This window comes from Pseudomonadota bacterium (assembly GCA_039033415.1).
Classification (GTDB): domain Bacteria; phylum Pseudomonadota; class Gammaproteobacteria; order Xanthomonadales; family SZUA-38; genus JANQOZ01.
The window spans coordinates 35,068-60,718 of the sequence record JBCCCR010000026.1 but is presented as its reverse complement, the minus strand read 5'-3'; the positions used below and the strand labels follow the sequence as shown (position 1 = coordinate 60,718).

The 25,651-nt window shown below is 63.4% G+C and carries 16 protein-coding genes; 6 read left to right on the top strand and 10 right to left on the bottom strand.

Going from position 1 to position 25,651, the window contains the following annotated elements; all coding sequences use genetic code 11:
- Positions 1-56: 56 nt before the first annotated feature.
- The 4 genes from lepA to rpoE form a co-directional block, all read right to left on the bottom strand.
- The gene (lepA, locus tag AAF358_19520) at positions 57-1,862 is read right to left on the bottom strand and encodes a translation elongation factor 4 (GenBank protein ID MEM7707751.1); all 1,806 of its coding nucleotides are present in this window, start codon (positions 1,860-1,862) and stop codon (positions 57-59) included.
- Positions 1,863-2,080: 218 nt separating this feature from the next.
- A complete protein-coding gene (locus tag AAF358_19515) occupies positions 2,081-3,088 on the bottom strand; it encodes a MucB/RseB C-terminal domain-containing protein (GenBank protein ID MEM7707750.1) in 1,008 nt (335 codons plus the stop codon).
- A gap of 12 nt (positions 3,089-3,100) precedes the next feature.
- A complete protein-coding gene (locus tag AAF358_19510) occupies positions 3,101-3,781 on the bottom strand; it encodes a sigma-E factor negative regulatory protein (protein ID MEM7707749.1) in 681 nt (226 codons plus the stop codon).
- The gene (gene rpoE, locus AAF358_19505; GenBank protein ID MEM7707748.1) at positions 3,781-4,374 is read right to left on the bottom strand and encodes an RNA polymerase sigma factor RpoE; all 594 of its coding nucleotides are present in this window, start codon (positions 4,372-4,374) and stop codon (positions 3,781-3,783) included. Before rpoE ends, AAF358_19510 begins: the two co-directional genes overlap by 1 nt.
- Before the next feature lie 291 nt (positions 4,375-4,665).
- Here rpoE and AAF358_19500 point away from each other — a divergent pair, with 291 nt between their 5' ends.
- The 6 genes from AAF358_19500 to AAF358_19475 are packed head-to-tail and all read left to right on the top strand — an operon-like array spanning position 4,666 to position 10,299.
- Positions 4,666-5,814 (top strand): aminotransferase class V-fold PLP-dependent enzyme, encoded by a 1,149-nt coding sequence (locus AAF358_19500; protein ID MEM7707747.1) that lies wholly within the window; start codon positions 4,666-4,668, stop codon positions 5,812-5,814.
- Positions 5,811-7,190 (top strand): hypothetical protein, encoded by a 1,380-nt coding sequence (locus tag AAF358_19495; protein ID MEM7707746.1) that lies wholly within the window; start codon positions 5,811-5,813, stop codon positions 7,188-7,190. The genes AAF358_19500 and AAF358_19495 overlap by 4 nt, the downstream gene beginning before the upstream one ends.
- A gap of 45 nt (positions 7,191-7,235) precedes the next feature.
- Positions 7,236-7,952, top strand: a complete 717-nt coding sequence (locus AAF358_19490; protein MEM7707745.1) for a response regulator transcription factor — start codon at positions 7,236-7,238, stop codon at positions 7,950-7,952.
- 29 nt (positions 7,953-7,981) lie between these two features.
- On the top strand, positions 7,982-8,491 hold the full coding sequence (locus AAF358_19485) for a hypothetical protein (protein ID MEM7707744.1): 510 nt from the start codon (positions 7,982-7,984) through the stop codon (positions 8,489-8,491).
- Positions 8,484-9,989: an ATP-binding protein gene (locus AAF358_19480; GenBank protein MEM7707743.1), complete on the top strand. Its 1,506-nt coding sequence runs from the start codon at positions 8,484-8,486 to the stop codon at positions 9,987-9,989. The genes AAF358_19485 and AAF358_19480 overlap by 8 nt, the downstream gene beginning before the upstream one ends.
- Positions 9,982-10,299, top strand: a complete 318-nt coding sequence (locus AAF358_19475; GenBank protein ID MEM7707742.1) for an Hpt domain-containing protein — start codon at positions 9,982-9,984, stop codon at positions 10,297-10,299. Before AAF358_19480 ends, AAF358_19475 begins: the two co-directional genes overlap by 8 nt.
- A gap of 52 nt (positions 10,300-10,351) precedes the next feature.
- Here AAF358_19475 and AAF358_19470 read toward each other — a convergent pair whose 3' ends face one another.
- The 6 genes from AAF358_19470 to AAF358_19445 all read right to left on the bottom strand — a co-directional run bounded on the left by AAF358_19470 (position 10,352) and on the right by AAF358_19445 (position 25,630).
- Complete coding sequence (locus tag AAF358_19470) at positions 10,352-11,560, bottom strand: EAL domain-containing response regulator (protein MEM7707741.1); 1,209 nt, start codon at positions 11,558-11,560, stop codon at positions 10,352-10,354.
- 650 nt (positions 11,561-12,210) lie between these two features.
- On the bottom strand, positions 12,211-13,038 hold the full coding sequence (locus AAF358_19465; protein ID MEM7707740.1) for a hypothetical protein: 828 nt from the start codon (positions 13,036-13,038) through the stop codon (positions 12,211-12,213).
- Positions 13,035-14,846 (bottom strand): adenylate/guanylate cyclase domain-containing protein, encoded by a 1,812-nt coding sequence (locus tag AAF358_19460; protein ID MEM7707739.1) that lies wholly within the window; start codon positions 14,844-14,846, stop codon positions 13,035-13,037. The genes AAF358_19465 and AAF358_19460 overlap by 4 nt, the downstream gene beginning before the upstream one ends.
- Complete coding sequence (locus AAF358_19455) at positions 14,846-16,561, bottom strand: ShlB/FhaC/HecB family hemolysin secretion/activation protein (GenBank protein ID MEM7707738.1); 1,716 nt, start codon at positions 16,559-16,561, stop codon at positions 14,846-14,848. Before AAF358_19455 ends, AAF358_19460 begins: the two co-directional genes overlap by 1 nt.
- Positions 16,558-18,285, bottom strand: coding sequence for a caspase family protein (locus AAF358_19450; protein MEM7707737.1), 1,728 nt, complete (start codon positions 18,283-18,285; stop codon positions 16,558-16,560). The genes AAF358_19455 and AAF358_19450 overlap by 4 nt, the downstream gene beginning before the upstream one ends.
- Positions 18,278-25,630, bottom strand: a complete 7,353-nt coding sequence (locus AAF358_19445) for a C13 family peptidase (GenBank protein MEM7707736.1) — start codon at positions 25,628-25,630, stop codon at positions 18,278-18,280. The genes AAF358_19450 and AAF358_19445 overlap by 8 nt, the downstream gene beginning before the upstream one ends.
- Positions 25,631-25,651 lie beyond the last annotated feature (21 nt).

Sequence of the window (25,651 nt, the reverse complement as noted above, 5' to 3'; positions counted from 1 at the left end):
CAAACCCCGTCATATCTTGTTATTGCGGGCAGCCCCGGCAGACTGGCGATGCGGCGTCAGGAACGGTCTTCGGCCCGCAAGACCGCCAGAAAAGCTTCCTGGGGAATCTCCACCCGGCCGACCTGCTTCATCCGTTTCTTGCCGGCTTTTTGTTTTTCCAGGAGCTTTCGCTTGCGCGAAACGTCGCCACCATAACACTTCGCGGTGACGTTTTTGCGTAGCGCTTTCACGTTTGTGCGGGCGACGACGTGGGCCCCGATGGCCGCCTGAATTGCGACCTCAAACATCTGTCGTGGTATCAGCGCTTTCATCGCCTCAGCAAGCTGGCGCCCCCGCCGCTGAGACTCGCTCTGGTGGACAATCACCGACAGCGCGTCCACCCGCTCCCCGTTGATCAGAATGTCGACCCGCACAAAAGGTCCCGCGTCAAAGCGCAGGAAGTCATAGTCAAACGAGGCATAGCCGCGGCTGACCGACTTCAGACGGTCAAAAAAGTCCAGCACCACCTCACTCAACGGCAGCTCATAGCTGATCGAAACCTGCGTCCCCATGTACTGGATCTGACGCTGAACGCCGCGCTTTTCTTCGCACAGGCCAATCACGCCTCCGACATAGTCAGGCGGGACCAGAATATTGCCCAGGATGATCGGCTCGCGAATCTCCTCGATCTTGTTTTGTGGCGGTAGCTGAGCCGGATTGTCGAGCTTTGTGACGTCGCCATCGGTGCCCACGATTTCGTAGATCACGGTGGGCGCCGTCGTGACGAGGTCGAGGTTGTACTCCCGTTCGAGACGCTCCTGAACGATCTCCATGTGCAGCATACCCAGGAAGCCGCAGCGGAATCCAAAACCCAGCGCCTCGCTGGTTTCCGGCTCAAACATGAGCGCCGTATCGTTGATCTGCAGCTTGTCCAGCGCTTCGCGCAGTCCGGCATAGTCATCCGAGCTGGTCGGGAACAGGCCCGCAAACACCCGTGGCTGAACCCGCTGGAAGCCGGGCAGCGGTTCCGCAGCCGGGGCCCGCTCATGCGTGATGGTGTCGCCCACCGGCGCACCATGGACATCTTTGACCGAAGCGCTCACAAAACCCACTTCGCCGGCCCTGAGGAAGTCGCGCACCTCGCGCTTGGGCGTGAAGATGCCCAGACCTTCTGCCTGGTAGGACTGGCCTGTGGACATCATGCGGATCTTGTCACCCTTGCGCAGCACCCCGTCTTTAACGCGGACCAGCGAGACCACGCCGAGATAGTTGTCGAACCATGAGTCGATAATCAGTGCCCGGAGTTCACCGTCGGGTTCGCCGGCCGGCGGGGGCACCTGCTGGACCAGCATCTCCAGCACCTCGGCGACGCCCTTCCCCGTCTTGGCGCTGACCTGCAGCGCATCGGTGGCATCGATGCCGATGACGTCCTCGATTTCCTGCGCAACTCGTTCGGGCTCCGCTGAGGGCAGGTCGATCTTGTTCAGAATCGGCAGCACCTCCAGCCCCTGCTCCACTGCCGTGTAGCAGTTCGCCACGCTCTGCGCCTCAACGCCGTGCGCGGCATCCACCACCAGCAACGCGCCTTCACAGGCCGCAAGCGATCGCGATACCTCATAGGAGAAGTCGACGTGGCCGGGGGTGTCGATGAAGTTCAGTAGATAGCTCTCACCGTCAGCAGCGGTGAAATTCAGCGACACCGACTGCGCCTTGATCGTAATGCCACGCTCCCGCTCAAGATCCATCGAGTCGAGCACCTGCTCAGCCATCTCGCGCTCCGACAGCCCGCCGCAGACCTGGATAAATCGGTCGGCCAGCGTCGACTTGCCGTGGTCGACATGAGCAATGATGGAAAAGTTTCGAATGTTCGCTTGCGCGGTCAAGTCAACAACCTCGTTGTGCCGGCCTGCCGGTTGCCGTCAGGACAGCAAAGGGGGCAGGCAACCCAGGAAGAACAGCCAAACGCGTCCTCAAGAAAAACAAAAGCCTCCGATCCAGGACCGAAGGCCGAATCCCCTATTTTACGCGCCGAGCGAGCTTACCGGCAAACGTCTGAGCGCGGCGTGATGAAAGTCCGGCGGGTTTACGCCGCTGTTGCGGCTCAGGGAACGTTGGCCCGCGCCGGCCCGAAACCCGGCTGCTGGGCTACGGAGCTCACCATCATCTCCAGGGTCGGGGGAGGCACCTCGCCGACCGCCGTCACCGCAAAGCCGCCCCGCATCTGCGAGAGAATATTCATGGCGCCGACGCGCGAGTAGCCTCGGGGCGCAGTCTGACCGGCACCGGCGGGCTCAACATACAAGGACACCACGGCCAGACCGTCGCTGAAGGTCAGATGGCTGAGCGGCCCCGCCCTGCGCTGTGCCAGCGGCTGAAAGCCGACCGGCAGCTCGGTGACGCGCCATCGCGGGGCCGAATCGGGCGGTGTGCTGGTTTTCAGGTCCGGCAGTGCGACCTCCACATAACCATCGCTCGTGATGTCCGGCAAAAGATCCTGATCGCTGATCACCGCCCCGATCTCAATATCGGTAAACAACACCTGCTCGATCGCCTTCCCCTGGCGGTTGATCAGGCTCGACTTGAGAAGCATGCCGGTATTTTTTTCCAGCCACAGCCGATAGCCAAAGCGGAAGTTGTCAGCAGCAGCGATCCGCACAACCTGAGCCTCGAGCTGCGCCACGCGGTCGGCGCCGTCCAACGACAGCTTGTAGCGCCCTTCCGACAGGCTGAATAGATCCGCCGGTATCACGGGGAAAAGCCGTTCAGCGATTCGGGTATCGATCAGAACAGAGCGGCGATCAGGAAAGATACAGCGGACGGAGTTGTTGTCTCGCAGGATCTCGCGAGGGCTGCCGTTGAGCGCCACGAGTCGTTCCCGCATGCCGGTCTCGTCCACGCGGTGATAGATCTTCAGTGAGTCGACCTGGTTGCGGCGCAGGTAGATCAGCGTGCCGCGATAGGTCAGGTTGCTGACCGCGCTCGCCATCTGGTCGAGCCAGCGCTTGGCGGCCAGCGCGCTGTCCTCGGCCGTAGCGAGCAGCGGCAGCAGGAGTGCCGTGAGCAGACAGCCGCTGCGCACGAGGGCCGAGAATCGGTCCGGACCGGGCATGACTCCCTGCCGTCAGGGCTCGCTCGATGCCTGCGGGTCGGGTGGCGGAGCCTCGGCAGGCTCGGCCGAAAGACTGACGTCGGCGGTCTCGGTTTCGCTGACCATGTAGATCAGCGGCAGCCGGTGTCCGGTCGCCGACACCTGCGTATGGCGAATCAGGTACTTCTGAAGCTGCTCGTTGGTGGATCCAACGGCAGCCGGTACCGCCAGCGACGAGGCGGCTGGGCCAACCCGACCCTCAACGTCAGCCGTCGGATCGTCGATGCCCTGAGACAAAAGCGACTGGGGCGCCGTGTTTCCACCCGGCGCAACCACGTCAGGCTGCCACGCGTTGAAGGCCAGCACCGCTACGCTAGCCGCCACAGCTGCACCGGCTGCCGGCTGGAGCCAGCGACGCAGGCCCGTGCCTGTGGCCTCACCGTGCGCTGGCGATGCGGGATTTTGCTGCGCATCCGGCTCCGGCGTTGGCTCCTGGGCGACGCCAGCGGACACCCGCGCAGCAAATCCGTCCAGCGACGCGCAACGGTGGTCGCGCAGGACGCTGCGCACGAGGTGGTATCGTTCCCACCGCTGCGACAGCTCTTCATCATGACCCAGTCGTCGCAGCATGAACTGCGCTTCGCTGGCTTCTGCTTCGCCGTCCATCAGGCGGCAAAGCGATTCGCACAATTCCCCTGTGTGCTGCTTCTCCATCAACCTCGATCCTCTTTCTGATCCAGCAGCGGCGCAAGCCGCTGATCTATCGCCTCTCTCGCTCGAAAAATCCGTGATCGCACGGTGCCGATCGGGCAGTCCATGGTCACCGCAATTTCCTCGTAGCTCATGCCTTCCATCTCCCGCAGCGTAATCGCCGTTCGCAGGTCTTCCGGCAGGTCCTCAATGGCAGCAAAAACCGTCTGCTCAATTTCGTCTTTCAGCAACTCCCGCTCGGGGGTGTCGCGGTCTTTCAGCCGAGTGTCCAAATCGAACAATTCGGCGTCGCCGGGCTCGATATCGGTCGCCGGCGGTCGGCGCCCCTGCGCGACCAGGTAGTTCTTGGCCGTGTTGATGGCGATGCGATACATCCAGGTGTAGAACGCGCTGTCTCCGCGAAACCGGCCGATGGCCCGGTAGGCTTTGATAAACGCCTCCTGCGCCACATCCTGGTTCTCGCTCGGGTCTTTGACGTACCGAGATATCAGATTCACGATCTTGTGCTGATATTTCAGTACCAGCAGGTCGAACGCTCTCTTGTCGCCCTGCTGTACCCGTTCAACCAGTAGCTGGTCTACCTGTTTCTCGCCCATCCGGGCCAAGCTCCTTCCCCGGAGCCCAGAGGTTCCAGGCGGCGGTCCCACGCCGCTCTTACTCTCTAGACACCAATGTCGATCGATAGTTCGTAACCCGCCAAACGGGTCAGCATGCGGCCTGCGCCGGCGGCGCAACCATAGCATGGCACTCCCACCGGTCAAGGCGCCGCGCCCCTTGTCAGCCGGCCCTTTCAGCATCGCCAAAGCGCCCCGCTACGAACCTCGATTGGATCCGATTCGATCCTGACCTTGGGTTAGAATCGCAGCGACCTCACCGTGCGGGAAATCATGACCAGCCAAGCTCAGACCCAGCTGATCGACCAGGAGTTCCAACAGCAGCCCGGAATCTGGTATCTCAATCACGCGGCGATCGGCCCCTGGCCGCTCCGAACCGTCCAGCGGGTCACCGAGCTGGCCCAGGGGAGCAATACGCGCATCATGGCCAACTGGCTGGACTGGTACGGGGCCGAACAGCGGCTGCGCCAGCGACTGGGTGATCTCATCGGGGCTTCCGACGGCAGCCAGGTCAGCCTGACCAAAAACACCAGCGAGGGGCTTTCGCGGATCGCCGCCGGACTTGACTGGCGAGACGGGGATCGCGTGCTGGTCCTCAGCGAGGAGTTTTCGTCCAATCAATGGTGCTGGGATCACTGCACGCCAGCCTCGGTCACCGTCGATTCGGTGAAGCGACAGCCAGGCCAGCCGGTGCACGAGGCATTGATCGAAGCGACCACGCCACAGACCCGCTTGATTTCGGTCAGCACCGTTCAGTACGCGAACGGTACGGCGCTGCTGCTGAAGGAACTCAGCCAGCATTGCCGAGAACGAGGCATCCTGCTGGTGGTTGACGCCATACAGAGTCTCGGTGCGTTTCCGCTGGACGTGACGGACTGTCCGGTCGACGCGGTGGCGTGCGGGTCCCACAAGTGGCTTCTCTCAGCCGAGGGCGTCGGGTTTCTCTACCTGAGCGACTCGCTGCGCCAGGCCCTCAAGCCGACCCAGGTCGGCTGGCGCATGGTGAGCGAGCCGTTCAAGTTTGCCGGCGCGCTCAGCGAAACGGCGAGCGACGGCCGAGGACTGGAGGCCGGCACCCTCAATACGGTGGGCATTGTGGCGCTGGAGGCCAGCCTGTCGCTTTATCAGGAACTCGGCGCCGACAGCGTGGAACACATCATCCGCGGCCACACCAAGCGCTTGCTGGGCGGCCTGGCCGACCTGGGCGTAGACGTCCGGACACCCGCAGATTCGGCGCAGCACGCCGGTATCGTCGCCTTCAGCCTCGGCGATGAAAACGCAACCCGCGATGCCTACAACGCGCTCAGCGAAAAAGGCGTGTTTTGCGCCGTCCGCGGCGGGCTGCTGCGCCTTTCACCCCATTACTCAACGCCCCCACAGCATATTGACGACGTGCTGAATATGGTGGCTTCGGTCCTGTGAGTCGCGCGGGCCACACGCTGGTCATCGTGCTCGCGGCGCTGCTGCTGGCCAGCTGCGGCACGCGCGCCAGCCGACCGGATCTTGCCCGTCTCTACGGCTCCGCCACCGCCGGCGGTGATCAGCCGCCGGTGGTGCTGATCCACGGCATTCTTGGCTCTCGGCTGCGCACCGCCGATGGACTTCAGGAAATCTGGGTCGGGCAACTGCGCAAGCTGCTGTTCAGCAACTACAGCGATCTGGCGCTCCCGATTGATCCCGCCACGCTCGAGCCGGTCAGCGACGGACTGGAGCCCTATGCCATCTTCGACCGCGCCGCCGGCACCGATTTTTACGGCCGGGTGATCGAGGTGCTGACCGAGGCCGGCAAGTTTGAGCGCGGCGAGCCGGGGCGGCCGGTCGCCATGGGCGCGAGGCGGTTCTACGTCTTCCGCTATGACTGGCGCCGCGACAACGTGGAAAACGCCGCGCGGCTGGACGCGTTTATCAACCAGATTCGCGAGGACTATTGCCAGCCAGAACTCAAGGTCGATATCGTGGCGCACAGCATGGGCGGGCTGCTGACGCGCTATTACCTTCGCTACGGCCCGACCGACGTGCTGGACGACAACGAGTTTCCGGTCAATCTCTGGGGCGCCAGCCGGGTTCGGCGGGTCATCCTGCTCGGCACGCCCAACATGGGGTCGGTGAACTCCGTACGCGGCTTCATCGAGGGGGTAAAGCTCGGCTTTGGCCGCATTCCCACCGAAGTGCTGGCCACCATGCCCAGCGTCTACCAGCTGTTTCCCCATCCGCTAGCCGGCGCCTGGCTGATTTCTGCGAGCGGGGAACAGCTGGAGCGGGACCTGTTCTCCGTGAGGATCTGGCGGCGCTTTGGCTGGTCGATTTTCGATCCGGCGGTGCGGGAGAGGATTCTCGCCGCATTCGACGATCCGGCCGCAGGCGAGGCCCATCTCGAGACGCTGGAGCGCTATTTTGAGAAGCATCTGGAGCGGGCTCGCCGCTTCGTCTGGTCGCTGACCGTGCCGCTGGAGGAAACGCCATGGCGGCTCATCCTGTTCGGCGGGGACTGCGAGCTGACGCCGGCACGGATGCTGGTTGAGGAGGTGGAAGGCCGATCCGTGCTGCGCCTCGAACCGGATCGGATTGCCAGTCCCCGACCGGGCGTGGACTATGAGCGACTGATGCTCGAACCCGGCGACGGCACGGTGACCAAATCGTCGCTGCTGGCCAGGAATTCCCTTGACCCGACGGTCCCGCGCCATCGCTACATCTTCTTTCCGCTCGACTACTCGATGTTTATCTGCGAATCACACGATCAGCTGACCGGCAACATTACCTTTCAGGACAATCTTTTACATGTGTTGCTCAGTCGTTAGCACTGGTAAACTAGTGTCCACGCGACGGCAATGGGGAAAGCCACTTTGAAGATCGCCTTTTTAGAAGACGACCATGACCAGGCTGAAGTTGTCAAAATCTGGATGGAGGACGCCGGCCACGAGGTCGACTGGCACGCGCGGGGCTCGGACCTGATCAACGCGGTGCGCTCGGACCGCTTCGACATGGTGCTGCTCGACTGGCAGGTGCCGGAGCTCGACGGCTATTCGGTGCTGCGCTGGATTCGGCAAAACATCGACAGCAAGCTGCCGGTGATTTTCCTGACCGCCAGAGACGCTGACGAGGATATCGTCAAGGCGCTGGAAAGCGGCGCGGACGACTACTTGACCAAACCGCTGAGCCAGCCGGTCACGCTGGCGAGGATCGACGCGGTGGCCCGGCGCAGCGGCATCGATTCCCCCGACAACGATGCGCGCAAGGAAGTCGGCCCGATCGCCTACGACACCGACCGGGAAGTGATGACCCTGAACGGCGAGCCTGTCTCGCTGACCCGGCGCGAGTTTGCACTGGCCGTCTATCTGATTCGCAATCTCGGGCGCATTATTCCGCGCGAGGTGTTGCTCAAAGAGATCTGGGGCCTTAACGCTCAGGTGGTGACCCGCACGCTGGATACCCACATCAGCCGTCTGCGGAAGAAGCTTAGCTTGACCGAAGATTCGGGCTGGAGCCTCAAGAGCATTTACCATCACGGCTATCGGCTGGAGCGCCTCGAAGACGCCGGCGCTGCACAGGGTGCACAGTAAGCGGCGTTTGAGCCTGTCGCCAGAAGGCCATGTCCGCTCCAAACCCCATCAAAATCTGCGTCCTCGGTGAGGCGGCTGTCGGCAAGAGCGACTTCATTGGTGCCTTTTCCGGCCGCGACGCCGAGAACGTACGGCGCATTCGCTCCGGTGCTCAGGTTGAGGTGGGGCAGATCGAAGCTGACGGCGTGACACGCGAACTGGTGGTGTGGGACATCCTCTGCGCTGATGGGGGCTTTGTACTTGAGACCCCGTATCTCACTGGCGTGCATGGGTGCATCGTGGTCTGCGACCGGACGCGCCGGCCGACCGTCACCGCATCCCGAGCCCTCATATCGCGTCTCGAAGACAGCTTTCCCGGCGTCAGCTGCCTGCTGGCGGTGAACAAGTCCGACCTGACCGACCGTGCTGAAGTCTCGGCCGCAGACCTGGAACGCATTCGCGCGAGCGGGCTGCGGGTGATCGAAACCAGCTCGCACACGGGTAACAACGTGAAGCGCTGCTTCGAAGAAATCACAACGATGGTGACCGGCCATGGATGAGACCGGCCAGCCGTCCACCATCTCCAGCTCCCTGCCCGCCTCGCTGGAACTCAACGACCTGGCGGAGCCGCTGCTCGTTCGCACCGACGCCGCGTTCCGGGTGCTCGACTGGGCGGGTGACCCGGCCGTCTACGATTTCTCGCTGGAGGCGGGCCAGGACATCCGTCAAACCATGAAGTTTCTGGCGGGTCTGGACGGCTTCAAGTCGGTCACCTTTCCGATGATGTGGTTTGACGGCAACCGACCCATCCATGTCTCGATCATGGCGCAGCCCCAGCACGCGCAGGCCTATGTTCTGCTGACCGACGCCAACGCTTCTGACATGGCGGACCTGCATCTGAGACGCCAGGCGGAAAAGACCGATATCGTTGAGTACCGCGCCTCGCAGCTGGAGGTTGAGCTCGAGGAAGCGAAGCGGGAAGCAGCCCGGGCGAGCGAGCTTAAGAGCCGCTTCATCGCCGGCATGTCGCACGAATTTCGCACGCCCGTGACCTCCGTTCTCGGCTACTGCGACCTGCTGGAAAAAGACTACGGCCGCGACGATCGTCGCCTGCAGGGGATTCGTCGTTCCGCTACGCACCTGCTGTCGCTCGTCGAAAACCTGCTCGAACATGGCCGGGTGGTTTCCGACCGGATCGAACCCGTCGAAGAAGAGGTCAATCTTCGGCGTCTGTTTGAGTCGATGAATCTCATGTTCGAACCGCTGGCACAGCAAAAGGAGCTGGCGTTCGAAATTGTCGAGCAGGGCTGCGCCTGCGAGGAGATTCGCACCGATCCCGTCAGGCTGCGGCAGATCATCGTCAATCTCATCTCAAACGCTTTGCGCTACACCGAGTCCGGCTCGGTCAAGGTCACCTGGAGCCAGGCCAACGATCGCCTTAAGGTGGCGGTCATCGACACCGGCCCGGGTATTCCGGAGGGCAAGCGCAAGCAGATCTTTCAGGCGTTTTCGAGCCTGGAAGACGAGAAGACCCGCGCCAAGGGTCTCGGTCTCGGCCTTTCGATCAGCCAACACCTGGCGGACGTGCTCGGAGGTGACATCGAGCTCGAGTCAACCGTGGGCCAGGGGTCCACTTTCTCGTTCGAAGTTCGCGGCGCCGGAGTGCTGTCCGCAAACCTCGCGCCCAGCGACGCGCACGAAGGCCAGCGCCGGGTGCTGATCGTCGAGGACGACATGGACGTTCGCGAGTTTCTGGCCGTGATCCTGGCCGACCTGGGCTACTCCCCGACCCTGGCCATCAACGGTCAGCAGGCGTTGGACAAGCTGGCCAGCGCGCGACCGGACGTTGTCTTGAGCGATTTTCACCTGAACGACATCTCCGGCGAGAAGCTGATTCACGACCTGCACGCGAGCCAGATTCCGGTGATTGCGATGAGCGCGTCCAACGCTGAAGAGGACCGCAACGCCGCGTTTGGCGCGGGCGCAAGCGCTTATCTGGTCAAACCGTTCGACCTGGACATCCTGGGCAAAGAACTGGAAAAGGCGGTCAATGGCTGAGCTTTCTGACCGCGCACGTGAGCTGCTGGCCAAACAGCGCGAACGCTACCTGGCTTCGCTAACCGGCAAGCACACGGAGCTGGCCACGCTGTGGGAACAGCGGACGCATCAGGAGCTGGATCTTATCGATGCGGTGCACCGAATCGCCGGATCAGCGGGGCTGCACGGCCTGACCGAGCTGCAGTCGGACGCGGTGCATGCCGAACAGACGCTGCGCGACGAAAACGCGAGTGAAGCCGACCGAGAGGCGGCGGTCAGCAAGCTGATGAGCGAGCTGCAAGCCAACGCCAGTCCTGCCGCTGACGACTGAACGCCAGCGAGACCTCCCGCCGCGACCGGCGACGCAAGCCAAAAAAAAACGATTAGGGACGGATGGACGACGCGCGTGACGGCGGGCCCGCAAGCCCCAGTTCCGCCAGCTGCTCTGGCGCACGGTGCAGGTAGTAAAGCGCGCCTTCAAACTGTTTGTCTTCGCAGAAGAAATGCCCCTGAAAACGTGTCAGACCAAGATCCAGCAGCAGACCCAGCTCCTCGGGTGACTCAACGCCGATAGCGGTGACCGGAATGTCCAGCACGTCCGCATGATTGACGACCGAAATCAGCAGATTTCGGCGGGAGTCGTCTTTGATGCAGTCGCGCACCAGGCTTGGGGTCAGCTTGACCTCGGCCAGGGGCAGGTTTTCCAGCTGCATCTTGGAAAACACTTCGCCGCCATACTCCAACGAGACCGAGCATCCGCGCAGCGCTAGACGCGTCAGGTTGCTCTGGACGGGAATCAGGTTGCGGTGCAGATCGTTTTCGCTGATCTCGATGGTCAACTGGCTGAGCAGAAAGCGCTGCTGCCGACAGAGCTTTTCCATGCGGTCGGCAAAGTCCGGCTGCTCCAGCGTCTCGGTGCTCAGGTTGACCGACATCGGCAGCCGGAAACCTTTTTCTTCAATCCGCTTAGCGTCGTCGAGGGCCTGTTTGGTCAACCGTCGCTCGAGCGCCGCGGTGATGCGCAGCCGCCGAGACCAGCGCAGAAACTCCATCGGGGCAATGATGCCGCTCTTGGGGTGGTGGAAGCGGGACAGCGCTTCGAGCCGGATCACCCGGCCGCGCTGGACGTCGACGACCGGCTGGTAGTGATTCACGATCCGCCCCGAATTCACCAGGCGCCGCAGCTCGGCGGTGCCCTGCTCTTCCCGGCGCAGCGAACTGGTCAGGCGGAGCACGTCCTCTTTGTAGAACGGCTTGCGGAGAAAGCCCAGAACCTCGAAGTTGAGCATCTGGGCCACGGCTCGGGCCGAGCGCAAGACCTCCTCGCTACACATGCTCACCACCAGCACCGGGCATTTAACGTCTGCCTTGGCCATGTTGTGAAGCACCTGGATCCCGTCTTCGCTGGGCATCAGGAGGTCGACCACAATCAGATCGGGGAGCTGGTTGAGCTTGGCGACCAGGTCTTCGCCGGGCCGGCGAATCATGAGATCAAAGCCACAGTCTGAAAAGACAACAGAGGCGTACTCCAGTACGTCCGGATCGTCGTCAATAATCAGTACCTTGCGCTTTCTGGCGGATGCGTCAGTCATGGCTGCGCAGCTTGACCCCTACCTTATCTTCTGTCCCCCGCGTCTCAACTTTACCCTAAATGCAGGTGCGGAACCGGCCGGGTAGAGGGGGAGGCAGAACCCAGGCCGGTTACCGCGGGTGCGGCATACGCCGCGCAAACGCCCGTAGTCATCCGTGATCGCGTTTCCGTGTCACCTCGCGGCGACCTTCCAGCAGACTAGTGCCTTGGGGTTTTGAGCACTACTGCCGCCCTCTAGCTTTAAAGATTGTTGACAAATAATTCCCGATAAACGCCCCTGCGCCGGCGGTGCATTAGGGTAATTATTGTCTTTGAAACAGAACGTTACAGACAGGCAAACAAACGTTAACACCGGCCCGCAAGGGCCTGAAAGCCGGTTATGCTGGCCGCCTGGCCGTCAATCACGGAGCGAGACGACCGGCCAGTTGGGAAGGAAGGAGTTCAACGTGTTTTTTGAAGGGTATGTAATGACCGGCGTTTGCGCGCTCGGCGTATTGGCCTACGGGTCGCTGGTTTGGCTGGTGACCAAGCGCGAAAACTAAGGTATCGACGGGGTCAACCCCACAAAACGCAAAACGCCGGTTGGGCTACCCCAACCGGCGTTTTTTTGTGTCTCGCCGCTAGCGAACCAGACGCGCGCTGCCCGTAAATTCAGCCACCGGCGCGCTGGCGCAGAGCGAGGTCTTCGGGCCGCTGGCGGCTGGCCATCTGCCAGTAGCGTCTCGCCTCTTCCACGAGCTCGTTCTGCTCCAGCCACAGCGCAAACACGATAATCCGGGAGACGTTGGCCTCGTCGGCGGGCCTGAAGCTCTCTACCCGGCTGATCAGCGCATCGTCAGCGATGCTGAAGCCCGCGTAGCTGGAGAACTTTTTGCCATCGGGCAGGCGGCTTTCGAGCGACCAGGAATAGTAATCCCCCGCGGCGAGCGTAATGTGGCTCGGCACCTTAAGCTCGTTGCCCGTGACCGTGGTCTCAAGCAGGCTGCGCCCCTCACCGTCGGTCAGCTCAAAGGTGTACCCCACCCCTTCAGCGAGTTCGCGCCAACGAAACGTGTCCGGGCTGCCGAGCAGCACGGTGTCGACGGGAAACACCTGATCCAGGCGTTTTTCAGACCCGCCGGCACGCATCACCATGGCGGCCTGAGCCAGACCCACGGTTGAGATCGAGCCTTCACCCTCCGGCACGGCTGACCCATTGCTGGGATCGTTGCCGGAGAGTGTTTTGGGTGCGTTCTCCCCAACCTCAAAGGCTGCCGGGCCCATGTACACGAACTCCGCGCCATCCTGGTAGTAAACGAGACTGATGCTGCCGGCGTCGGCAACCATGATCTGATCACCGGTGCTGACCTCAGACAGGATCTCCAGCGCTTCGCCGTTGAGGCTGTGGTCACCGAGCGCATCGGTGACAATGGCCACCGGATCCGCCGATACCGTCAGCGCCACGCCCCACAAAATCATCCCTGCAAACATCTTCTTCATGATGCTACCTCGCTCCTGACAGCCTCAGCTGCCTCCTTCCCTGGCCGGAGCTCTCCCCAGCCGAAAACCTTGATCGCCGAGTGGCCTTTGATCTGCTGTGGCCCGAAAGGCTCCAGCTCCTGCTGGTCCTCGACCCTTAGCTGATTGGCGACGTTCTCGCTCAGCGCAATGCGGCAGTTCAGGTGCCGCGTCAGGCCCTCGATACGCGCCGACACGTTCACCGCGTCGCCGATCGCCGAATATTCGAAGCGAGACTGGGCGCCGACGTGGCCGACAATCGCCTTTCCCAGACCCAGCCCGATTCCGGCCTGGATCGGCGGAATCCCCTCTGCGGCGAGCTCGACGTTGAACTTGTCCAGCTCGTTCAGCATCATCCGCGCCGCATCGAAGCCCGCCTGGGCCGCGTTTTTGTGGGGTTTTGGCGCGCCGAAGAACGCCATGATCCCATCTCCCATGTACTTATCGAGCGTACCATCAAAGGTGTGAATGGCGGGTGTAACGCGATCAAAGTACCGATTCAACAGGGTTAGAACATATTCCGCGTCATTGGTTTCGCTGAGGGTCGTAAAGCCAATCAAATCGCAGAATAACAGGCAAATTTCCCGGCTCTCGCCGCCTAACTCCGGCGACAGGTTGCCCTCCAGGATTTCATTCAGAATCTGTGGACTGACGTAACCACCGAACGCCGAACGCATCCGCTGCTTGTCCCGCAGGTTTGACCAGGCGTCTCGGACCGCCCCTGCCAGCCAGGCTGCAAGAGCGGTGACCACCATCGGCACCGCGCTAAGGCGCCAGCCCTCCAGATAGGCAACCGTCGACCCCGCCGCCGCCGCAAGCACGGCAACCCCGAGCACAATCAGCGCCGTCAGCGGCCGGTCGCGTAGCAGCACCAGCAGGGCCATCACGAGAAGCGAACTGGCGTACCAAACACCGCCCACCCCGCTGAGAATCCGGTCGCTTGCCAGCGACCGGTAGGCCTGCATGTGGATGAGCACACCGGGGGCGTAACGGTTGGCTTCCCAGTCCGCCAGGACCAGTGGCTGGGTGTGGCGATCTTCAAACGGCAGGACGCCGCCGACAAACACCGCTTTGCCTTCAAACGCCTGTTGCAGAGCGTCGACGTCTCCCGCTGCCTGCCACTGGATCACCTGAGACATCGGGACGTAGCCGATCGGGTCGCCGACCGCGTAGTCGATCCAGCCGTTGCGCACCGTGACGTCGGTCTGGCGGGCCATCTGCCCGACGAGCGTGCGCAGCTCAAGCGCATCTTCGTAGCGGTCGTCGTAGTAGCGCCGCACCACCGCGTCCATCTCCTGCACCTGCAGTACCATGCCGAAACCGTCTTTGCCCAGAACCGCCTTAAATTTCGGCAGGACGTCATATAGCCGGCCGCTGGCGCTCAGCGTTCGGCCAAACACCACCGGCACGCCGGCGCGGCGGGCGCCGAGGATGGCCTGCATCAGCGGCTGATCGTTGGCCCGGCCAAGAAACTCGTCAAAACTGCGTTCCGGCAGGACAAGGTCAAAGCCCAGGACCGCGGCCTTGGCCGACGCCATGGCGGTAATGACCTGCGCCAGCTGCTGGTGCCAGAGGGCCATGGGGGCGTCGATGGCCTGTACCGTGCCCTCGTCAATGCCGATCAGCGCCACCTCGGGGCTGGCGCCAGGCTGCGGCACGTACTGGCGCACGAATCGCTGCTGGATATCAAAAACCTGAAGCTCGAGGCGCTTCACAAAGGGGGTCACCGACACCAGCGCCCCAAACGCGCTGACGGCCAGCACCAGCAGGCTGCGCCCAAGCCAGCTCATTAGAAGATGTCGTAACGAACCAGGAGGTGGATCCCGTCGTCCTGCGGATCGCTGTCGCTGAACTCGATGTCTTCAAAGCCGTGGGCGAGGTAGAGCTCGGTGTGCAGGCCGGGCAGTGGATCCCACAAGAATCCGGCCCCGACGCTGGCGATCGACTTAGGCTCCGGCGTATCGAAATCCTCGTTCCACCCGCGCCCGATGTCAGCAAAGACCGACCACTGGAATTTGCTGCGGCCGTTGCTGTCACGGAACGCCGGCATGCGAAACTCCGCTGAGGCAACCCAGCCGTTGTCGCGCACCATCAGATTCTGACGATAGCCGCGCACGCTCGTACGCCCGCCGATCGACAGCTTCTCCAGCGGCAGCAGGCCGTCGAAGGTTTTCTGCAAATCGCCGCGCAAAATCAGCTGGTTGTCGTTTTCACCGAAACGGCGTGACCACTGGGCCTGACCGAGGAAGGTCACAAACTCGCTGTCGGGCAGATTGCCGTCGTTGATCGTCGAGTCGAGGGCATCGAGCCCTACGCTAATTCGTCCCCGCAGCGCAAAAACCTGGTTGGCGCGTCGGTCGGTCCAGTCCGCGGTCAGCCGCGCGGCGGTAACCTCAGCCCGACCGTTGTTCACGCCCGGAGAAAAGGAAAACGGAATGCCCAGCAGGCTTGTATTGCTTTCCCGATGATCTACACCGGCGATAAAGGTCAAACGACGGGCACCGAAGCGTTTCCAGGGGACAACCACGTCCAGGGCCCACTCCTCGCTGTCGCTGCGGATATCGATGCGGCTGAACGGTTCTTCGACAATTTGTGCGTCGCTCTGCGCGTAGCTGACGCCCACCGTGATCCCGCTTCGGGTGACCGGCACCGCGTAGCCCAGCTGGTAGTCATCCAGGCCGTCACCGGTCCCGTACCGCAGCTCTGCGCGATCGCCAAAACCGAGCAGGTTGCGATGGACAAAACCGAGCTCCACCCATTCGCTGCCGACGCTCGGGGCCCGATTGTTGTGGGCCGTCAAAAACAGGCTGTACGGGCGGGCCTCCTCGACGTCGACCACCAGCCTGGCTGAACCCCGCTGCTGCGTCGGCAGCAGCCGGCTATCGACCCGTTCGATCAACGGATCAGCGTGCAGGATGCGGAGCTGCTCACGCAGATCCACCACGTTCAACGGCTCGTCGCCCCCACCCTGAAGCCGTGACTCCACGTAAGAGGGGCGGAGTCGTCCGCTGGTGGAGACCTCCAGCGCCTCGAGCCGACCCTCAACCGCCTGATAGCGGACCGTGCCGTCACTGATCCGCTGATCGGGCAGCAGCACGCCGGACGTGATGTAGCCCCGGTCGACATAGAGCTGAGTCAGCTCCGCCCTCAGCTGCTGCAGCTCCTCGGCGCTGACGTTTCGGTCCAGGTAGGCGGCGCTCACCTCGCCCACGTCGGTGGCGGTCAACTCCGTGGCGTCCGTGAGCTGCACCTTCTGGAGATAAACCAGCGGGGCGCCCGAGAGCGTGTCTTTGGGGATCGCCAGCGATTCGATTGCCGGCAGATCCAGCGGCACGTCCTCGCGCTCGTCGAATTCCGGCAGCTCGGGGCGCTCGTTCTCCAGCCCGGGACGACGCTGAAGGCCGCGCTCCACGTCGTCACTTTGGGCGAGCGCTGAGGGCAGCGGCAGCAACAGCCCCGGCAGCGCTGCCAGCAAAACCCAACGACCGATTGTTGTCTGTTTCATTCCTTATCCCCCCTGTCGGCTCCGCCGCGGGCCGCCCGGTTCACGCTGTCGGTGGTGATCAGCGACAGTTGCGCGACGGCCCTCAGGTCGTCGCGGCCGGCCAGGAGCTGCTGAAACCGGGCGAGCGCATCGCTGCCGGGATCCAGCGTCTGGCCGAGAAACGACCCAAGACCTTCGGTTGAAGCTTGCCCCGCCGCCTCCAGCGGGCGCCCTAACCCCACCGCCACAATCTTGTCCATGCCAAACGGTGGTACTACTACTATATCTTCGATCTTGGTCAGGCGCCCGGCCGGCTGCCGCGCCTTCTCCTGTCTGTTGATGGGATACAGCAGGCTGATGCCGCCGTTTGACTCCAGGTCGAACACCAGCAAATGAAGCGGCAGCGACGGGCGCATGACAAAACCCAGGTCGTCGCCGCGTACGGCGGTCACCCCCATCGCGGGATCTGTGTACTGCAGCACCAGGTTCTGATTCGCCCCTTTGGCTACTCCCCGTGAGGCCAAGCCGCGCACGAACAGCTCCCCGCGAATCCGGTGCCACGGGTCAGCGCTGGCCGGGTCAAACACCTCAGAAATGAGATCACCCGACGCGTTGAGCAGGACGCTACGGTCGGACTCACGCAGCAAAATGAGATCGGCATCACCGTCGGTGATCTCCAGACCGCTCAGACTCTTGACGAGACGGCGATCCGCTTCACTGGGGTTGATCCATTTGAGCCGCAGCGGCTGATCCGGTTCGGGTGCGGGCTGCACAAACTGGGGCTCGCCGGGCAGGTCAAAAATGATGGCGGTGCTGGGGTCCACCTGCGCCTCATCGATCGTCGGCAAAAACTGCGGGCTCTGCGGATAGCCACGTTTTTCCATAAAGCCGCGCACGGATTCATACAGCTCAAGGTAAGACACGCGGCCGTCACCGTTCGCATCCGTGCCGGGGGTGAGGCCCTGCATGGCGCGCAGCAGAGCGTCAGTAAACGCCCCATGAGGCTGCCCGTCGAAGGTGGGATACCAGCGCAGCAGCTTGTCGGTGATCTCGCCGGCGGGCTCGTGTTCACCGGCGGCCGAAAGATAGAACACCTGCGAGTAAGGGTATGCCTCTTCGCTGGGCGGCGCGGGCGTGGCCTGCACATCCGGCGGCAGAATGTCGGCGGCGCGCACCGGCAGGGGCGGACGCCCGGTGTGCTCCTGGCCGGCGCCACGGACCGTGTTGCCAGAATAGCAGGCGTCCACCACAAAAAAGACTTCGCGGCCCGCGGCATCGAGCTGCGCCAAGATCGGGCGAATATCGCGCCGCCCGATGATCAGCGATTCGGCGATCTCCTCCGGCGTGCCGTGCCGATTGAAATCGGCGGGGATCAGCGCGCCCGAGGTATGGGGCAGCGCCGCGGCGACGCTTAAGTCCAGCGCGCTGGTGCCGTGGCCCGCGTAGTACACAAACACAAAGTCGCCGGGTTCGGTGGTGAGCTGAAGATTGCGCAGGGCGCGCAGGATCCCCTCGCGGGTCGCGTCACCGTCGAGCAGGCGGGTCACGTTGGTGGGCTCAAAGGCCCACTTTTCCAGCAGGGTATTTTCGACGGCCGTTACGTCAAACCGCGGCGCCAGCAGCGCCGACACCGGGTCATCGTAGCTGCCGACGCCGATGAGCAGCGCGTGTCGCGTCGCCGCGCCGGCGCTCCCGCAGAGCACCACCGCCAGGAGCAGTAGACCTTTCAGGCGCAAGCTATTCATCTTCAAACCCATCGGCATAAATCTGATCGGCCCCGCGACAAAAGTCCAGCATAGCGCTGAGTACGGCGGCCTGCTCGGTGGCACCCGGAACCGCGGCCAGCGGGAAACCCAGGTAGAGCGTTCGGTAAACCGGAGTCAGTTTTTGTAGACCTGCCGTCCGGCCCTCACCGCTGAAAGACGCTGCGGCGGTGCTGTCTTCGGCCAGCTCGTCAGCCCTGTCCTGCAGAGCAGCACTCGCGTAGTCCAGCACGTAGCTACCGCTCGCTGGCAGTCCTGCAAACTCAACAGAGACGCCGGCCACCTCAGCGGGCCCCGCGTCGCTGGTGCCGCCGCTGACGCCCAGGTAGTCGGCCATCAGCGGAGTCGGAACGCTGCCGTTAGCGCGCACAGTGAAATAATCTTGAGCCGAGACCGCCAGGCATCCACCGCCGTTCAGGTACGCTCCCAGCGCCTCCTCACTGGTGGAAGAAGGGCCGGTGCCAACTTCGGCGTTATTGCCGGTAAACCAGATGACGGTGGAATAGCTCTCCAGCTCAGCCTGGCCGGGCTCCGCGTCCGCCCCGTTGGTGTTCCACACGTCGAAAGCAAAACCCAACGTGTCGAGCGCGCCGCTGTAGGTGGGCAACACGTCGGGCACGTTGTCGTCGTCGTCCACCAGGAGGATCCGATCACAGGGGTTGGTCGTGAACGTCAGCGCCGCACCGAAGGCGGTACCCGCCGCGTTGGTTGCCTGGACCCGGAACTGGTACTCGCTGTTACAGACCAGGCCTGTCAGCACCACGCTCACCGGCTGGGTGTCGCTGCCGTCGAGCGTCACGTCCAGCGCCGCCGAATCGGTGAACACGCCGCCCCGGCCAAAGTCGAAGCTCACCTGGGTCTCGGACCCGTTCGGGTTGACGGTTGCGTTGAGCGTGGCGGACGTCTGACTCACCGCGTTTGCCGCAACGCTGGTGGTCTCGGGGAAGTCAGCGGGACACTCGGTGGTCATAAAACTGAGCTCAGCCCCTTCGGTTTGACCACCGGCGTTGCTGGCCCGGAACCGATACCGATAGCTTCGGCCACAGTCCAGGCCACTGACCGGCGCGACCACCGTGGTCGACTCGGTGATCGTGGTTGCGGTCAGCCAGGGACCGTCCGCTTCGCCGACCGCCGCAAAAACATATTCCACCAGCGTACTCGCACCGTTGGGGTCGACAGCCGCCCGCAGGTCAGCGCTGGTTTCGGTGACGCTCTGGGCGGCGAGCGTGGTCACCACCGGCGGCGGCTGCGGACAGGCTGCCGTAGCAAAGCTTGCGAAGGCGCTTTCGACCATGCCGCCGCTGTTGCTCGCCCGGGCGTGCAGGTCATAGTTCGTACCGCAGGTCAGATCGGCGACGTCCAGCGTCGCCGTTTGTAAGCCGTTGCCGGTCAGGACCGGGGATGAATCGGTGTAGACGTTGAACACACCGCCGACCGGCCGCCAGCGGAACGCCGTGGTGGTATCGCTACCCATCGGATCAACCTGCACGGTCAGGGTGGCGCTGCTATCGGTGATCGACTGCGCCTGCGGCGTCCCGACGGTGGGCGGCGTGACGCAGTCCGCGGTGGTAAACGCGACCAGGTTGCCGTCGCTGGTGCCGCTGGCGTTGGTAGCGCTCACTCGAAATTGATACCCGGTTTCACACGTCAGACCCGACACCTGGGCGGTAACGTCCGACAGCGGCGCTGCCGCCGCCAGATCACCGGGCTGAACAATCCCGCCGGCCGCTGGCTGAACCGAAAACAGCACGCTGGTTGTCTCGCCGTTGGGTGAGACCTGGCCATCGAGGGTGACGCTCGTTTGACCAATATTGTCAGCCGTTCCGGTAAACACGGTCGGCGCCACCCCGCTGGGGTCTAGCTGCAGCAGGCGCCAGGTCGTCAGGCTTTCCACCACTGGCACCGCCGCTTCCACCAGGCCGTCATAGCCGGCCGGCGGAATCACGGTCAGATCGTAGCTGCCCGGGTTTTCCACTAGCTGAAACTCCCCGAGCGGATTGCTGGCGGCAGCCACCGTGCCCCCGGTGCTGATCAGCGCGCCAACCACGGGCAGCCCGGTCTGCGCGTCCACCACTGAACCGCGGACCAGGCCCGTCAGCAGCACGTCGGGTCGGAAGACCCGAACCTCGTACTTTCCGCGCTGTGTCGATGACAGCGCGCTGACTCGGACAAAATACTCCCCTTCCCCTTCGTCATAAGCGGCGTTAGCCGGTGGCCAGGTCAGTGACAGGCTTCCGCTCAACCCCCCGCTGGTGGTCGCGAGCGGCGTTCCCAGCGGCGTGGTGGGGCCGAACAGTTCGATCCGAAGATTGAACGCAGCGCCGGAAAAATCGTCGATCTCGGAGACCTCAATCTGATAAGTCTGCGCGGGATTGCCGGGCCCGGCCGGCGAGTTCACCGCGGTGAAACTCATCACGTCGGCGTCGCTATCGACATGAAACGTGTGCGGCTGCGCGTCGAGATCGTCCACAAAAATCACCGAGGCCGCAGCGCGCGTGGCGTCGGGCTCATAGCCGTCCGGCCCCGCGGTTTGTTCCACCCGCAGGTTCTCCTGGAACGACACGTTGCCGCGGGCGTCGCGTGCATAGACAGAAATGCTGTAGTCGCCCGCGGCGAAGCCGCCGCCCGGCAGAGGTCCGAAGCCGCCGTAGGTGCCGGTGTATTCGCCGTTGCCGTCAGCATCGACGTTGGTTGGTGCAAACGCGAAGCTGTCGGTAAGCTGCTGCGGCGGTGGCGTTGTGACGACACCAAAAACTTGATCCACCGATCCGGTGCTCAACACATCATTGACGGTGATGTCTGCGGTCGTCACGCCCCCGGACAGCACCACGTCCGGCCCCGTCTCGCCAACCGTTGGTCCGTTGGCATCCTGCAGGATCCCGGTGCCGATCGAGTACGCGCTCGCCAGCAGCCCGTCCTCAGCGTCGTTGCCCTCACCGTTGCTGTTATCGTCGAGCTGAGGCGTCTGCCCGCCGGCGGAAAAGCTGATGGCGTCGCGCGCCGCTTCAAACGCCTCCAGCACCGAGTCGCCATTCAGCACCCGATTCCAGAAGAACTGCGAAAAGCTCAAGGTCCCGTCCAGCAGGAAACTGGCGTCCTGCGACGCGGCGGCGCTCGTGATCAAGAGTCGACGATCGTCGCTGGCCGAGGCGAGACGGGGAAGAAACGCACCCGATCGGTTGCCGTCATAGAGCACCACAAGCCGGCCGCTGATGGCGGCCTCCAGGTTATCCAGATAGTCGGCGAGCTCGCTGACGGTGAGCCGATCGCCGCTCGCCAGCCGCAGCGCGCCGCTGCGTACACCGCCCACGAGATACACCACGACGTCCTGCGCCTGCGTCCCGGCCCAGGCGAACCCGTCAGCCACGTTGGCGCTGCCGGCGGCGCCGTCGACGCCCTCGCCACCGCCGTTGGACAGATACCGCACCGTCTCGAGGCCAAGATCGCTGTAGCCCTGCGCGCTCAACGCCGTAAACGCAAACGATCCGTTGGCACTGTAAGCCGACCAGCGCGGATCAGTGGTCTCGCCGCCGACAATCAGCAGCGCTTTGCGCAGCTCCGGATTGCCGACGGTAACCGTTGTGGTAGATGGCGAGGAAACGTTGCCGAACCGGTCCTGGGCGTAGACGTTGATCACATAGACGCCTTCGATGGAGAACTCGTCATAGATCAGCGTGTAGTCCACGCTGCCGCGGCTGTCCGGCTGCAGCTCAAAGCCGGGAAACTCTCGGACCGGCTGGTCGATGTCCACGTCTTCGAAGTCAGGAGGAATGATCTCCGCATAAACCCGACTCACGCCGTCCGCATCGCTGACGCCGAACGCGCTGATCTGCGCCGTGTTCCCGCTGGCCAGCGTCTGCGGTGCCGTAACGCTGGTGATGATCGGCGAACCCGGGTCAAAGTCGGTGCCCGCCCCGACAAAAACGCCGGCTAGCGCAGCCAGATCTTCGATCGGCTCATTGCTGCTCCCGTCTCCATCGGCGTCGGCTTCAGGCTGCTGGTCGGTAAACGATGCCGTCATCACCTGAGACGCTGTGCTGTATGCATCAGCGAGGTCCGAACCCGAGAAGATCTGCGTCCAGAACTGGTTCGAGAAGCTGAGGATACCGTCAGAGACAAATTTGGCGCTCTGCGCTTCGCCGGTGCTGGCCAGCACGATCCGGTTGACGGAGCTGTTCGCGAGATCGTCGACAAAGCTGCCGGCCCGGCAGGCCTCGTAGATCACCACGGCCTGGCTCACGCCGTCCGGACCGGCCTGGACGGTATCCAGCGCTGACGCGAGCTGGCTTGCGCTCAGCGTGTTGCGAGGGTTCAGCCGAAAGACGTCCTCCGAACCGTGATCGGCCAAATAAACCACCAGCTGATCAGCGTCCGCGCCCCAGCCGGTAATCGCGTTGTTGAGCGCGCCGGGCGTGGCGGGTGCGTCGACGTCCGACACGCCGTTGCCGTCCAGATCCTCGTTTTGGTTGGACGACAGATACATGATCTCATCGCCGCTGAGCCCCTGATAAGCCAAAGCAAGGTACGCGCTGTTGGTGAGCGCCTGGGTCGTTTCCCAAAGATTGTTGCCGACATAGGGTCCACCGCCGGCCACCACAATCACCTTGGTCACCTGACTCGGTGGAACCGGGTCAAGCACCTGTACGTTGTTGTTCGCGCGATCGGTGATGTAGAGCAGGCCGTTGGGGGCAAAGTCGAGTCCTGACGGGGCGGCGAACGAGCCAGGGAAATACCCGTACTCCCCGACCGACTGCAGAAGAACGCCATCCTGGCGAAAGATTTTGATCCTGGGCACGTCCGGCGCCACGTCCGGGATCTCGCCAAGCACAATCTTGCCGTCGGTGGCGATGGTCAGGGACGCCGGCGCGTTGAACGCGGCCGGCAGGAACGCGACGAAGTTGCCGAAGCGATCGAAGATCTCAAAGCCGTCCTGCGACGGGCTTTGCACCGTGAAATAGATCAGCCCGTTGGGTGCGATCGCTACCTGCCGGAACTCACCGCCCGACCCTTCCGACTGCCAGCCTGCGAGCACGGTGCCGTCCGGCGCCACCTTAAGCGCGCTGCCCTGTTCTGTCACCAGAAACGCGTTCCCGCCGCTGCCGATGACCATGTCCACGTAGTCCGCTCCGCTGGGCAACGTAATCTGGTCGACAAAATTCAGCTGGTTTTCGAAACGCTGGATCCGGTACTCGGTGCCCGTGTCGTCGAGCACGCTGACGCGAAATTGTCCGAAAGCGGTGCCGGCATCGAGCGCAATCATGCGGCTGAACTCACCGGGCCCCGTGCCTTCGCTGCCGAATCCGTTCTGCAGATCACCCTGCGGACTGAACTTCTGGACCCGGAAGTTGCCGGCGTCAGCGATATACATGTTGCTGTTCGGCCCGGCGGCGAGATCAACCGGCTGTCGGAAGAAGCCGGGGGCGTCGTCAGCACTCGAATAAGGGGTGGAGAGATTTAATGTCGAAGCGCCCGCTTCGACGTCTCCAACCCGGCGGAAACGGACCACCTGGGCCAGATCGTTGGAGGCAAACCCAAGGTTACCAGGCCCAAACTCCAGCCGGCGGATGGTCCTGGCGGGATCGTTGGCCTGGTATTCATCCAGCACCGCGCCGAGCTCGTCGAAGACCTGCACCCGGTTGGCGTCGGCGACATAAACCCGCCCCTGACGATCCAGGGTCAGGTCGCTCGGCTGCTGAAACTGACCCGGATCGGTGCCGCTGCTGCCGACCTCAGTCAACAACGTTGGCGGCGTGCTGATCGCATCACCCGGCTGCGCCCGAAGCACGATCAGCTGGTCCTCAGCGGCGTCGGCCAGATAAACAAAGCCGTCTTCCGACGCGCCCAGGCCACCCAAGGTCTGCACGGTGCCGCCGCCGCAGGGTGCGCTGCTGCAAGCCCCGAAGCTGGTCAGGAACTGGCCCTGCTCGCTGAATTTCAAAACGCGATCGGGCAGACCCACGAACACACACCCGCCGAGTCGCCGGCAGCCGCGCTCCGTCACCGCCAGAAACTGTGGCACCTGGCCGCCCAGCTCCGAAGCGCCGAACTTGCGGATCAGCCTGCCTTCCGGATCGAGCATATGTATCTGAGGGTCCAGATCACCGACCGTGTAAACCGCCTTGCGGCTGGCCGCGATCACGCGCGGTTTGCCAACGGTACCGGCGCCACCCGGGCCTTCAATAAACAAATTGCTGATCAGCAGTCCCAGCTGCGTAAATCGCTGGATGCGGGAAAAATCGGCGTTGGCGACAAACAGCGCTTCGCCGGCGAACGCCACGTCAGGCGCCCCTGACCCGAAGTACCAGGGCTGCTGCAGCACCGGCCACAGCCGCCGGAACCGAAACTCGGACACCTCGTTGTCTGCGACCACCAGGCTGAAGGTGTCCAGGGCGGTTTCACCGTCCTGGTCAGTCACCGAAACGTCCACCGTGTAGGGGCTGCCCGGGATGTCGGTCTGCTGCAGGGTCCCGCTGATGCGTCCGCTCACCGGGTCCAGCGCCAGGCTGTCGGGCAAGCCGTTGGCCTGGAAATTGAGCACGTCACCGTCCGGGTCGGCGAAGGCGCTGCCGACGTCCATCAGAAAGCTGGTGCCGGCGCTGGTGAACTGATCCGCCAGCGAGTCGCGCAGCGTCACGTTGGTGTTACCCGACAGTCCGAAACACAGCGAGTTTTCCTGAGTCACCGACGAGCACTGATCGCGCGGCAGCCAGTCCGGACAGCTGATGCCGGTGCCGTCCAGATCGGCGGAGGCGCGCATCCGCCAGCTCACCATGCTCGCATCCGTCGATTGATCCCAGTACCAATAACGACCCTGCGATGGATTGCCGCCGATCGAACCGTTAAAGACCACGGATAGCCAGTAGCGGCCCGCCGGCAGCTCGCAGGCGGAGGCCGGCTCCTGGGGCAGGTTGATTTCGAAGTTGCCGCTGCTCGCCTGCGGCCCCAGCTGCGACAGCGCCACGTTGAAGCTGCAAACCTGGGCGTCCGGAGCGTTTTGGGTTTCGCTGTTTTGATAGACGCGAACGTCCACGCCTTCCGGCGACAGCTCAGAACCGTTAAAGCTGCCGCGAACGCGCAGCTGGTCCAGGCGCCAGGCCGGACCGTCGGGTACCCGAAAGCCGTCAGCGCTTTGCACGACAAACGCGGTACCGGGCGGGTCCGCGTTGTGGCTCAAGCCCAGCAGCGGAGACGACAGGCACGCGCTCGTGCGGTCGATTAGATTGAGCGTCTGAGCGGCTGCTCCCGTGGCGCTAAGCAGCGCTAAAGCCCCCGTCGCCAACAGGCGCGCGAGCGTTGCGCGGCCAGGCCAAGAACCGGCGCGCGGCATCAGGCCGGCCGAATCACCCCG